Origin of the sequence: Bradyrhizobium ottawaense, assembly GCF_002278135.3 — a bacterium.
GTDB lineage: Bacteria > Pseudomonadota > Alphaproteobacteria > Rhizobiales > Xanthobacteraceae > Bradyrhizobium > Bradyrhizobium ottawaense.
Genome location: NZ_CP029425.2, coordinates 6258671 through 6271389 on the forward strand (window position 1 = coordinate 6258671; position 12719 = coordinate 6271389).

The following is a 12719-nucleotide window of genomic DNA, read 5'->3' on the forward strand; positions in this document are numbered from 1 at the left end:
AGCACCGCCGAACAGGACTCGGTCGTGATATCAAGTGGGCTGATGTCACGCGTTTGGCCCCGGCGCTTGGTTTGGCCGCGCGGGATCAGTCCTTCCGGTCTATCTCGGATTTGTCGCGCAGAACCGCGTTCAGAAGCGCGCTATGAACCTCGATCTTTCCATTGTAGCTGATGAAGCCAAGCTTGCGGAACTTGTTCATGAAGAAGCTAACCCGTGATCGGGTCGCACCGATCATCTCGGCCAGCGTTTCCTGGCTGATGTTGACGCCAATGGGCTGAGAGCTGGCTTCCTTGCCGAAATTGGCCAGCAGAAGCAACAGGCGCGCCAAGCGTTTCTCGCTCGAATTGAAGAGTTGGTCGATCAGGTCTTCTTCAATCCGGCTATTGCGCGCGAGCAAATAAGCCATGAACAATTGAGAGAACTTCGGCTTGCCTTCGAGCGCTGCAATCATCGCCGTCTTCGATATTCTCGTGATGACACAGGCCTCCGTTGCCGTGGTAGTGGCAATACGCAATGGATGACCATTGAGGCAGCCCTCGCCAAAGAATTGTCCCGGCTCCAGAATCCCGACGACGCTTCCTTACCTTGGTCCGAAACGACCGTTAGCTTGATCTTTCCCTCTTGAATATAGAATACCGCGACCGCGACATCTCCCTGCGCGAACACGTTCTGACCTTTGCCAAATTTCGAAATCGATTTTGCTAGAGGCGGGCGCGTCACTGCGCAGATTTCCGCCGCGCGACTTGCCTGACTATCCACGCAGCTCCACAGCTTTGTTGCTACCAAGCGATTCGGCACAAGCCTTTGCAACCGCCGAGTTTGGCTCAGTGCTTCCCGGCATCGTGGCCCAACCGCCTTTTTCGACGAACTTGCTCTGATCCCATGCATAGGTCGCCTTCTTCATTTCGACCAGGTTCGCCGACGCATCAGCGGCTTGTCGAAACTTCTCAACGCAGATGGGTGTGAGAGCTGCGACGACAGCCGTAGCAGCACTATTCTTCGCGATGGTCTCGGCGGACCCACCCGTCACCCAGCCGCCCCAGCCGAACCCCACGATTGCCAGAGCAATCGCTCCGGCCACAGCTCCCCACAGTGCCGGCCGCACGGCAGCTTTTGTCTCCCTGGAGATTTCCATGATTTTCACCTTGAGTCAGAGGTATGTTGAGCTTCACCCGTTAAGGAGGCTAGACACGTCGAGCGATCGGCGTCTGTACCAAATTGCTCACACAGCGCGTGCGGACACTCGTTGGATGGCCTGGATGCATCTAATCCGGTCGGTTCGCTGCAGTCAGCGCCTGCGGCTGGCGCCCTATGTGGCGAGTATCTGTCACGCGATGCGCCGGAGCTACACGGCCTTTGTGAGATTCCCGGCTCTTTGCAGTTGAGCGCGGCGGTGCCCAACATTTTCGCCCGCTTTGTTCAAGGGGGCGCCCTAATTTCCGGTTCCGCGGGTCCTAGGAAACGGCCTCAGTGCGGGTGGCATCTGAGGCCGCTTGAAACCTTCCGCCGGGCATTGGGCAAAATGTCGACCGGTCGGCCGGCTTTGCTTTCGGAGATAAGTCACCGATTGCTGAGGACCAAGAACTCCCAAGGTCAATCGTTCCGTCCATTTGAAATATTGAGTGTCCTGACCAGGACTGGACTGAATATTCGAAAGGCTCGGGGTTGCCGCCTCCGCCAGACGTTATGAAATGAAAGAGGCCGCCAACTGGGGCGGCCTAGTACTCGTCCTTGTCGCTGTGATGAAGGTTGAAAGCTCGATCGTACCTGTCGCGGGCTTCGGTACCAATGCTGTATCGGCCGGGCCACCATGAATGTGGTGGACTGTAGTTGTCCTTCTCAGCGTCTTCTTTAGCTTTCTCGTCCAGTTTTTGAGGCGTCCAAAACGACATTGATTGATCTTTACCCACACCTTGGTCCTCCAAGTGGGACGACAATCCTGAGGGCTGGTACGAGCTCAGGCTGAAAGCCGTACTGACGTGTCAGTATTGCGGCCTCTGGCAAATTGAGCAGGGCAACCGCGACCAGGCGCAAGAAAATGCAGAAAGGCCGGCATCGCTGCCGGACCTTTCTTTTTCTTTGAACGCTGCACTTAGAAATCCATACCGCCCATGCCGCCGCCACCCGCGGGCACGCCGCCGCCGGCGTTCCTCTTCGGCACCTCGGCCACCATGGCTTCAGTGGTGATCAACAGAGCCGCGACCGAGGCCGCGTTCTGGATCGCCACGCGAACCACCTTGGTCGGGTCGATGATGCCCTTGGCGACCAGGTTGCCGTACTCACCAGTCTGCGAGTCGAAGCCGTAGGAGTACTGCTCCTTTTCCAGGATCTTGCCGACGATGACCGAGCCGTCTTCACCGGCGTTGATCGCGATCTGGCGGGCCGGCGCGGACAGCGCCTTGCGCACGATCTCGACGCCGGTCTTCTGGTCATCGTTCTTTGTGCGCAGCCCCTTGAGATGCTCGGAGGCACGCAGCAAGGCGACGCCGCCGCCCGGCACGATGCCTTCCTCGACCGCAGCCCGGGTCGCATGCATCGCGTCATCAACGCGATCCTTGCGCTCCTTCACCTCGACCTCGGTCGCGCCGCCGACGCGGATCACCGCGACGCCGCCAGCGAGCTTGGCAAGACGCTCCTGGAGCTTCTCACGGTCGTAATCCGAGGTGGTCTCCTCGATCTGCGCCTTGATCTGGGCCACGCGCGCCTCGATGTCGGCCTTCTTGCCGGCGCCGTTGACGATCGTGGTGTTCTCCTTGTCGATCATCACCTTCTTGGCGCGACCGAGCATGTTGAGCGTGACGTTCTCGAGCTTGATGCCGAGATCTTCCGAGATCGCCTGGCCGCCGGTCAGGATCGCGATGTCCTGCAGCATGGCCTTGCGGCGATCGCCGAAGCCCGGAGCCTTGACGGCCGCGACCTTCAGGCCGCCACGGAGGCGGTTCACGACGAGGGTGGCAAGCGCCTCGCCTTCGACGTCTTCTGCGATGATAATAAGCGGCTTGCCGCTCTGTACGATTGCTTCCAGGAGCGGAAGCAGTTCGTTCAGGCTGGAGAGCTTTTTCTCGTAGATCAGGATATAGGCGTCGTCCATTTCAACGCGCATCTTGTCGGCGTTGGTGACGAAGTAGGGCGAGATGTAGCCGCGGTCGAACTGCATGCCCTCGACGACCTCGAGCTCGGTCTCGAGCGATTTGGCTTCCTCGACGGTGATGACACCCTCGTTGCCGACCTTCTTCATGGCGTCGGAGAGGAACTTGCCGATCTCCGCATCGCCGTTGGCCGAGATGGTGCCGACCTGGGCGATCTCGTCGTTCGAGGTGACCTTCTTGGAGTTCTTGACGAGGTCGGCGACCACGGCGTCGACTGCCAAGTCGATACCGCGCTTGAGATCCATCGGATTCATGCCCGCGGCAACCGCCTTGGCGCCCTCGCGCACGATGGCTGCGGCCAACACGGTCGCGGTGGTGGTACCGTCGCCTGCGGCGTCGGCCGCCTTCGAGGCCACTTCACGCACCATCTGTGCGCCCATGTTCTCGAACTTCTCTTCGAGCTCGATTTCCTTGGCGACGGTGACGCCGTCCTTGGTGATCCGGGGAGCACCGAACGACTTGTCGAGGACCACGTTGCGGCCCTTCGGACCGAGCGTGACCTTTACCGCGTTGTTGAGAATTTCGACGCCGCGCAACATGCGGTCACGGGCATCGACGCCGAATTTGACTTCTTTGGCTGACATAGTGGTCTCCGTTTTCAACCGGTCAGATCCCAAAGACCCGCGCAACTGGCGAGCTCTCGAGGGATGAGATTTGAATTGCGGGCCTCATCCTTCGAGAACCCGGCTACGCCGAATCCCAGGGTAAGGAAAACTGACTGGCGCTTACGCGGCCTTCTTCTTGGCAGCGGGCAGATCAGTGAGAACGCCCATGATGTCGCTCTCCTTCATGATCAACAGCTCCTGGCCGTCGATCGTGACCTCGGTGCCCGACCACTTGCCGAACAGCACGCGGTCGCCGACCTGCACGTCGATCGGGATCAGCTTGCCGGCTTCGTCGCGGCCGCCGCGGCCGACGGCGGTGACTTCGCCCTGGGAGGGCTTCTCCTTGGCGGTGTCCGGAATGATGATGCCACCAGCGGTCTTGTCTTCGGCCTCAATGCGCTTGACCACGACACGGTCATGGAGCGGACGGAATTTCATGCGATTCTCCCTGGCTTTTTTGATTGTTTCTGGATTGGCAGTCGTAACGAGCTACGTGCTCGTAACCGGAGTCTTCCGCGTCCATCAAGACGTCAGTCTTCATTTCAAAAATTAGCGGCGATCAGATCGTAAGAACCCCTGCTGCCGCGGACGTACACCCTGGCAGCGGCGGCACAGATCACATCACGGTTGGAATCGAATGCGTTCAGGAAACCCGTTTCATTGGGGTGAGCGTCCGGTTGAAGTCGCCTCAGCGCGTCTTCCTCTATGAAAAACGATGCCTCTAGCGCGCTATCGTATCCCCAAAAACGCACGGCATGCCGCGTTCGGTCATATGAACGACTATAATTTGGAAACTCGATCATGGTGGGTCCGATCAAGTCCGCGCAAGGGCAAAAGATGTCGAAAGCGATCAGGCTGCGCTAAGCTGTAAATGGCTACTCTGGAATCGGACTACAACCTGCCCACGACATTAAGTTATGACCAGCCTCGCTATTCGGCGGAGCGTCACCATCCCCTCATATCACCGAGCGTCCCTGGCTATTATCGGTGACTGAGAGTGTTGCGCTCCCGCCGTTTTGAAAAGGCGGTTCCAAAGGTCGAATATCGATAGATTCAGTGTTAGTGGGTGGCTCGTACCTCCGGTATTGCTGCCGATCTTTTTCGGGCTGTTGATCGTCGCTGCAATAGTTATTCAATGGTAGTCCCCCTCGGCGGACCCGCGCCATCGACTCAAGCCAACAGCGAGTTGGCTCCGATGAAATGACTAACGAGCTGAATGTCAGGGCGGCGGCCCTTGGTGCGATCCTTTCACAAGCTACGACCGTCACGCGTACTGCGCTCAATCCAACAGGTGATCAGCTCGTCCTCAGGGACCGAGCGATCGTTGTGCGAAAATCGCGGACACCGTCCGGTGACCGATTTCGAGTTTCTGGAAGATGTTGTGAGTGAATCGTGGCGAACAAAGATAGCGAGGTCTCCAACGGACGGCGGAATCCACCTTTTCCAAATGGAGCAACGGCGACGGCAATTAATCGAGCAACATCAACTGGCTGGGGCGGGAGGGATCGAACCTCCGAATGGCGGAATCAAAATCCGCTGCCTTACCGCTTGGCTACGCCCCAACAGGCGACCTGGGGCCGGCGGAAGAACTGGCTACCGCAGATTCCCTTGGTCGCAGCCGGTCTATAGGGAGCGGCGCAGCATTTCAACCGCCTGGAGGGGCAAAATACCACAGCCCCGGGATCGGCCGCGCTACACTCTCTTTATGGGCCCGCGACGGCCCCGTTCTGACCGCCACCGTCCGGCCCCTCCCGCCCCATTGAGACCTCCCCCATTTCATGGGAATAGGGCGCCAAGACCTATCCACGGGAGTGAGCCATGACCTACCGCGCGCCGATTTCTGACATGCTGCTGTCGCTCAATCACGGCGCCGGCCTCAAGGCTGCGGTGGAGGCCGGTCATTACGGCGATTTCGACGCCGACATCGCCGCGGCCGTGCTGGAGGAAGCCGGCAAGTTCGCAACCGACGTCCTGGCCCCGCTCAACAAGGTCGGCGACGAGCACGGCATCAAGCTCAGCGACGGCAAGGTGACGACCGCGCCGGGCTGGCCGGACGCCTACAAGCGCTGGACCGAGGGCGGCTGGAACGCGGTGTCCGGCCCGGAGGATTTCGGCGGCCAGGGCCTGCCGATCGCGATCAATGCTGCGTGTACCGAGATCTGGAGCGCCTCGAACCTCGCCTTCGGCCTCTGCCCGCTGCTGACGGCGTCGGCGATGGAGGCGCTGGACGCGCATGGCAGCAGTGAGCTGAAGAAGATCTATCTCGAAAAGCTCGTCTCCGGCGAATGGACCGGCACGATGCAGCTCACCGAGCCGCAGGCCGGCTCCGACGTCGGCGCGCTGCGCACCCGCGCCGAGAAGCAAGCCGACGGCACCTATCGCATCAAGGGGACGAAGATCTTCATCACCTATGGCGAGCACGACATGACCGACAACATCGTGCATTTCGTGCTGGCGCGTCTGCCCGATGCGCCCGCCGGCACCAAAGGCATCTCGCTGTTCCTCGTGCCCAAGTTCATGGTCAATGCAGACGGCTCGCTGGGGCAGCGCAACGACATCTATGCGAGCGGCGTCGAGCACAAGCTCGGCATGCATGCCTCCCCCACCTGCACCATGACCATGGGCGATCATGGTGGCGCCATCGGCTTCCTCATCGGCGAAGAGAACCAGGGCATGCGCTGCATGTTCACGATGATGAATCAGGCGCGCCTTGGCGTCGGCCTGGAGGGCGTCGGCGTCGCCGATCGCGCCTATCAGCAGGCTTTGTCCTATGCGCAGGAGCGCAAGCAGGGCCGCGCCGTCGGCAGCAAGAGCGACGGCTCGGACGCGATCTTCGTGCATCCCGACGTCAAGCGCATGCTGATGCGGATGCGGGCGCAGACCGCCGCCGCGCGCACCATCTGCTACGCGACCGCGGTCGCGATCGACGTCTCGACGCGCGCCAGGGACCCCAAGGTGCGTGCAGATGCCGCCGCGCGCGCGGCGCTGCTGACGCCGATGGCCAAGGGCTATTCCACCGACATCGGCAACGAGGTCGCCTATCTCGGCGTGCAGGTGCATGGCGGCATGGGCTTCATCGAGGAGACCGGTGCGGCCCAGCATTATCGCGATGCCCGCATCACCGCGATTTACGAAGGCACCAACGGCATTCAGGCGATCGACCTCGTCACGCGCAAGCTCGCGGCCAATGGCGGCGCTGCCGTCTGGGCGCTGCTCGACGAGCTCGCAGCGACGGTGAAGAAAGTCGAAGCGTCGAACGATCCGGCTTTTGGCACCACGGGCGTCAAGCTGCGCGAAGCGCTGGAGGCCTTGACGCGCACCAGCAAATGGCTGCTGGAGCGCGTGACGTCCGCGCCGAACGAGGCGCTTGCCGGCGCGACACCCTATCTGCAGCAGTTCGGCTCAACGCTCGGCGGCTGCCTGCTCGCCTCCGAGGCGCTCGCCGCCAAGGCCGACGGCAACACGGACGCCGCGCGCTACGTCTCGCTGGCACGCTTCTTCGCCGAGAACATCAGTGTGCAGGCCGGCGCGCTCGAGCGCACCGTGACCGAGAGCGCGGAATCGGTCGCGGCGGCGGATGCGGTGCTGCTGGGGTAAGTTGGCCGCTCGTGTCCCGGACGCGCTGCAACGCGTAGCGTTGCTGCGCAGAGCTGGGACCCAACCCAAGGAAGCGATCGCGGTGACATGGGCCCCGGCTCTGCAGCGCACCGCTGAAGGAGCGTTGCGCTGCGTCCGGGGCACGAGAGTGCAAACCTGCGCTGCCTACGAAGCTGCGAGCTTTGCCGTTCTCCCCGGCCGCCACAACACGATGCCCGCCGCCACGAGATCAAGCACGACGCACATCGCAAACGCCATCGTGTAGTTGCCCGTCAAGCTGCGCACGAGGCCGACGATGCCCGGACCGAAGGCGCTGACGACGCCGCTGATCGAGGTCCCCAGTCCCATTGCGGCGGCGAAGGCGGCGGCGCCGATCTCGCGCTGGATGATCAAGGGCGGAAACGTGATCATGTTGCCGATCGAGAAGCCGTAGACGGCGCAGCACACCAGCAGCACGGTCGGGCTCGTGCTCTGCACGAGAACGAACAGCGCCGCCGCCTGGCTCGTCATCGACGCCGCGCAGGCGAGCCTGGGATCGAGCCGGTCGACGAACAGGCCGAGCGACAGGCGGCCGACCACCGCCATCGCCGCCATGATGGTGACCGCGCCGCCTGCGGCCGGGCGGCCGATCAGCGGCTCGAGAAAACTCACCTGGTGGATGATGAATCCCATCTGCGCCAGCAGTGCGATCGCGATCGGCAGCACCATGGTCCAGAACGCCGCGTTGGCGAGCAGCGCTTTGCGGGAATGGCTTGGCGCGGCCGCGCTCTCGCCGGAAGGGCGTCCGCCCGAAGCCGGCGAGGTCCCGGCAGGCCAGCCGATGAAGGTCACGACCACCGGCAGCACCAGCACCATCATCGCGAGCGTGGCCGCCAGCATGGCGGAGCGAAATCCGATGCTGCCGGTCAACGACAGCAGCAGCGGAACGAGGATGATGCCGCCGCAGGTCGCGCCGTTGAACGCGAGGCTGAGCGCGAGCCCGCGCCGGCGTTCGAACCAGGAGTTCAGCACGGTTGCGATGACCACGGTACCCATGCCGGTCCAGCCGACCGACATCAGCGCATAGGCGAGATAGAGCTGCCAGGGCGTCTGCATCAGCGCCAGCAGCACCGTCGAGGCGCCGAGCGCCGCCAGGCCGCACAGGATCAGCGACCGCAAGCCGATGCGGGCGAGCAGATCGTCGGTGAAGATGACGAGGACGGAGGTCAGGAGAAACGAGAAGGTGCTGGCCGCGGAGACCAGCGTGCCCGGCCAGCCATGGGCGCGCTGCAGCTCGGCGAGATAGACGCCCTGGCCATACAGGCCGAAGCCGAACATGAAGAAGGCCATCAGGAAGCAGGCCAGCACGACGCGCCAGCCGCGGTAGTGCAGCGAGGATTCGTCGACGCGGGTTGTGGCAATCATCAATCGGGCAATCGGTCACATGGAACCGCGCGGGATCGTGCACCACAACCACCGGTTTTTCAAATGAAACATTGTAGCCAATTGTTGCGGCGCGTTGGCGCCGAAAAGGTTGACTCAGCGCATTGGCACGCCTGCGGGATCATGTAGGCTGATGCTCGGCGAGACTCGCGAAGCGGCGAGCATCGCGGCGAGCGCAGGGGGCTCTCATGCCGAATGGCAATATCGTCGTCACCGAAGAGCGCGGAACGCGTGTCATCACCCTGCGCCGCCCGGGCAAGAAGAACGCGATCACCCAGGACATGTACCGGGAGATGAGCCACGCGATCGACACCGCGCAGAACAACCCCGACATCCGCTGCATGATCATCACCGGCGGCTCAGGCGTGTTCACCGCAGGCGATGATATCGACGATTTCATGCGCGCCGACACCGCGCGCCCCGAGACGTTGTCGGAAGGCGCCAAGTTTCTCTATTCGCTCGCCCTCAACGTCAAGCCGATCATCGCCGCCGTCGACGGCGCCTCGATCGGCATGGGCACCGTGATGCTGTTTCACTGCGACTACGTGCTGGCCTCGAACGCTGCGACCTTCTCCGCGCCCTACATCCATCTCGGCCTGGTGCCGGTCGGTGCCGCCAGCCTCTTGATGCCGAACACGATGGGATATCAGCGCGCCTTCGCGATGCTGGTGATGGGGCGAACTTTTTCCGCCGCGGAGGCTCACGCGGCAGGCTTCGTCAACGCCGTGGTGTCGCCCGGACATACCGAGGTCGAGGCGCGCAAGGTGGCGCGCGAAATCTGCCGGCTGCCGGCCGAGGCGGTCGCAACCTCCCGCAAATTGCTGCGCGCGCCCGCCGAAGAGCTCACCCGCCGCATCGACCAGGAAGGCCATCTGTTCGGCGAGCGGCTCAAGTCGGAGGAAGCGGTGGCGGCGTTCAATGCGTTTGCGAACCGGAAGAAGAAGTAGCGGCGCTCTTCCCCTTGTGCGAGACGGGCGATGGTCTGTCTCCGCGAGTTCGGCACCGTAGGGTGGGCAAAGGCGCACTTGCGCCGTGCCCACCATCAATCCCGAAGTCACGAGAGGCCGTGGGCACGCTTCGCTTTGCCCACCCTACGATACTGAGGTCGGAAGAAGGCCTGCACGTTCACGACAATCCTTCGTGAAATCTTCGCGCGGACCGACTAATCTTGTTCCATGCGATACCGATCCATCCTCGCCGCCCTCACTCTCGCCTTCGCCCTCCCCGCCTCGGCCCAGACCGCCGCGCCGGTCGAGCTGCGCGTGCTCGCGATCAACGATTTTCACGGCAATCTGCGGCCGCCGCCGGGCGGCATCCGCATCGCCGATCCCGAGGACGGAGCCAGGAAGGTGATGGTGGCGGCCGGCGGCGCCGAATACATGGCGACGCTGGTGAAGCAGCTGCGCGAGGGGCACAAGAACACGATCTTCGTCGCCGCCGGCGACCTGATCGGTGCGAGCCCGTTCCTGTCGGCGATGTTTCACGACGAGCCTTCGGTCGAGGCGCTTTCGCTGATGGGTCTAGCGATCAGCTCGGTCGGCAATCACGAGTTCGACGAGGGCAAGACCGAGCTGCTCAGGATGCAGAACGGCGGCTGCCATCCGGTCGACGGCTGCCAGGGGCCGCATCCGTTCACGGGCGCCAAATTCCGCTATCTCGCCGCGTCCACCATCGAGACCGCGACGGGCAACAGCGTGCTGCCGCCCTACGATATCCGGGAATTCGACGGCATCCCGATCGCCTTCATCGGGCTGACCTTGAAGGAGACCGCGGGCATCGTCTCGCCATCCGGCATCGCCGGGCTCGAATTCCGCGACGAAGCCGCGACGGTGAATGCGCTGGTGCCGCAGCTGAGGGCGCGCGGCGTCGAGGCGATCGTGGTGCTGATCCACCAGGGCGGCGAGCCCGCCGGCGACTACAATGAATGCCCTGCCATTACCGGGCCGATCGTCGACATCGTCAAAAAATTCGACCGCGCCGTCGACGTCGTCGTCAGCGGCCACACCCACCGCGCCTATGTCTGCGACATCGACGGGCGGCTCGTCACCAGCGGCGACAAATACGGCACGCTGGTCACCGCGATCGATCTCAAGCTCGATCCCGTAACCCGCGACATCGTCAATGCCAAAGCCGAGAACGTCATCGTCGCCAATGCCTCGCTGGCGAAGGACACGGAGCAGACCGCGCTGATCGAGGCCTATGACCGGCTCTCGGCGCCGATCGCCAACCGGCCGGCCGGATCGGTGACGCAGACGTTGTCACGCGTGCCGAACGAGGCCGGTGAAAGCGCGCTCGGCAACGTCATCGCGGACGCGCAGCTTGCTGCGACCAGGGACGCCAAGGATGGCAGCGCTGTCATCGCACTCACCAATCCGGGCGGCATCCGCACCGACATCGTCCCGAAGGAGAACGGCGCGATCTCCTTCGGCGATGTTTTCGCCAGCCAGCCGTTCCGCAACCGCCTCGTCACGATGACCCTGACCGGCAACCAGCTCAAGGACATGCTCGAGCAGCAATGGCTGGACCCGAAGCGGCCGCGAATTCTCCAGGTGTCGAACGGGTTCAGCTATTCCTGGGATGCGTCGAAGTCATTCGGCGAGCGCGTGATCGCCGACAAGATGATGCTCAACGGCAAGCCGATCGAGCAGGCCAGCGGCTACCGCGTCACCCTCAACGATTACCTCGCAGTCGGCGGCGATGGTTTTACCGTCGCCAAACAAGGCACGGCGCCGCAATATGGCGGCTACGACGCGGACGCGCTGTTCGCGTTCTTCCGGGCGCACGGACCGATCGGCCCGCTGCCGCTGAGCCGCATCCTGCGGGTGAATTGATCCGGATCAAACGGGCCAGAATGGGACGACCCTTTGCCATTCCCGTTCAAACGCATAGATTGGGATTTGCATTGCGTTTTGGCGCCGGATGCGCCAAGCGACGTCGAAAGCCCGCATCCATGAGGCCGACCTGATGAGCACGCTTCTCCTTTCCCACAAGGCCTGCCTCGACCATGTCACGCCGCCGGGACACCCTGAAAGGCCGGATCGCCTGCGTGCGGTGGAGGAAGCGCTGTCGCATGAGCGCTTCCAGTTCCTGGTACGCGACCAGGCGCCGGAGGGCGATCTCGATCTCGTCACGCTGTGCCACAACGAGCACTACGTCACCGAGCTGCGCCACATCGCACCGAGCAGCGGGCAGGTCTATATCGACGGCGACACCTCGATGTCCCCTGGCACGTGGGAAGCGGTGATGCGCGGCGTCGGCGGCGCGGTGGCGGCGACCGAAGCGGTGATGGCGGGCGAGCATCGCAACGCCTTCGTCGCGGTGCGCCCGCCCGGCCATCACGCCGAGATCGGCAAGCCGATGGGCTTCTGCTTCTTCGACAACGTCGCCATCGCCGCCCGCCACGCGCAGCGCAAATACGGCATCAAGCGCGCGGCCATCGTCGATTTCGACGTGCATCACGGCAACGGCACGCAGGACATCTTCTGGTCGGACCCGACCGTGATGTACTGCTCGACGCACCAGATGCCGCTGTTTCCGGGCACCGGCGCCACGGGCGAGCGCGGCGACCACGACACCATCGTCAACGCACCGCTCGCCTCCGAGGACGGCGGGCCGGAATTCCGCTCCGCGTTCGAGAATTTGATTCTGCCGCAGCTCGAAAAATTCAGCCCCGAGCTTGTCGTCATCTCCGCCGGCTTCGACGCGCATTATCGCGATCCGCTGGCTTCGCTGAATTTGCGCGCGGAGGATTATGCCTGGGTGACGCGCAAGCTGATGGATCTCGCCGACAAGTCCGCGGGGGGGCGCGTTGTTTCGGTGCTCGAGGGCGGCTATGACCTGCAAGGACTGAAAGAATCTGTTACGGCGCATGTCGGCGCCCTGATGGGCGCCTGACGACGCCCGCCACATTAAGCCCGCAAAACCCGCCTTCACTGCAAGGAAAGCG

At 62.9% G+C, this 12719-nt stretch carries 9 protein-coding genes, 1 tRNA gene and 1 pseudogene; 4 read left to right on the top strand and 7 right to left on the bottom strand.

Annotation, left to right across the window (positions count from 1 at the left end):
* Positions 1 to 85: 85 nt before the first annotated feature.
* From CIT37_RS29640 to CIT37_RS29665, 6 genes and pseudogenes are all read right to left on the bottom strand, one after another.
* Positions 86 to 720: pseudogene (locus CIT37_RS29640) on the bottom strand (Crp/Fnr family transcriptional regulator).
* Between the two features lie 31 nt (positions 721 to 751).
* Complete coding sequence (locus tag CIT37_RS29645) at positions 752 to 1135, bottom strand: hypothetical protein (RefSeq protein ID WP_028143167.1); 384 nt, start codon at positions 1133 to 1135, stop codon at positions 752 to 754.
* Between the two features lie 957 nt (positions 1136 to 2092).
* Positions 2093 to 3733: a chaperonin GroEL gene (groL, locus tag CIT37_RS29650; protein ID WP_095426425.1), complete on the bottom strand. Its 1641-nt coding sequence runs from the start codon at positions 3731 to 3733 to the stop codon at positions 2093 to 2095.
* Positions 3734 to 3874: 141 nt separating this feature from the next.
* A complete protein-coding gene (locus CIT37_RS29655; protein WP_038950533.1) occupies positions 3875 to 4192 on the bottom strand; it encodes a co-chaperone GroES in 318 nt (105 codons plus the stop codon).
* A 104-nt stretch (positions 4193 to 4296) separates the two neighbouring features.
* On the bottom strand, positions 4297 to 4557 hold the full coding sequence (locus CIT37_RS29660; RefSeq protein WP_080670259.1) for a DUF1488 family protein: 261 nt from the start codon (positions 4555 to 4557) through the stop codon (positions 4297 to 4299).
* A 684-nt stretch (positions 4558 to 5241) separates the two neighbouring features.
* Positions 5242 to 5316, bottom strand: a tRNA-Gln gene (locus CIT37_RS29665).
* Positions 5317 to 5572: 256 nt separating this feature from the next.
* On the opposite strand from CIT37_RS29665, the gene CIT37_RS29670 reads away from it, so the two are divergent.
* On the top strand, positions 5573 to 7351 hold the full coding sequence (locus tag CIT37_RS29670; protein ID WP_028144217.1) for an acyl-CoA dehydrogenase family protein: 1779 nt from the start codon (positions 5573 to 5575) through the stop codon (positions 7349 to 7351).
* Between the two features lie 165 nt (positions 7352 to 7516).
* On the opposite strand, the gene CIT37_RS29675 is transcribed toward CIT37_RS29670, so the two are convergent.
* The gene (locus CIT37_RS29675; RefSeq protein WP_095426426.1) at positions 7517 to 8755 is read right to left on the bottom strand and encodes an MFS transporter; all 1239 of its coding nucleotides are present in this window, start codon (positions 8753 to 8755) and stop codon (positions 7517 to 7519) included.
* Positions 8756 to 8961: 206 nt separating this feature from the next.
* On the opposite strand from CIT37_RS29675, the gene CIT37_RS29680 reads away from it, so the two are divergent.
* The 3 genes from CIT37_RS29680 to CIT37_RS29690 all read left to right on the top strand — a co-directional run bounded on the left by CIT37_RS29680 (position 8962) and on the right by CIT37_RS29690 (position 12667).
* Positions 8962 to 9720, top strand: a complete 759-nt coding sequence (locus tag CIT37_RS29680; protein WP_028144215.1) for an enoyl-CoA hydratase-related protein — start codon at positions 8962 to 8964, stop codon at positions 9718 to 9720.
* Between the two features lie 228 nt (positions 9721 to 9948).
* The gene (locus CIT37_RS29685; RefSeq protein ID WP_028144214.1) at positions 9949 to 11604 is read left to right on the top strand and encodes a bifunctional metallophosphatase/5'-nucleotidase; all 1656 of its coding nucleotides are present in this window, start codon (positions 9949 to 9951) and stop codon (positions 11602 to 11604) included.
* 133 nt (positions 11605 to 11737) lie between these two features.
* Positions 11738 to 12667: a histone deacetylase family protein gene (locus tag CIT37_RS29690; protein ID WP_028144213.1), complete on the top strand. Its 930-nt coding sequence runs from the start codon at positions 11738 to 11740 to the stop codon at positions 12665 to 12667.
* The last annotated feature ends 52 nt before the right edge of the window (positions 12668 to 12719 follow it).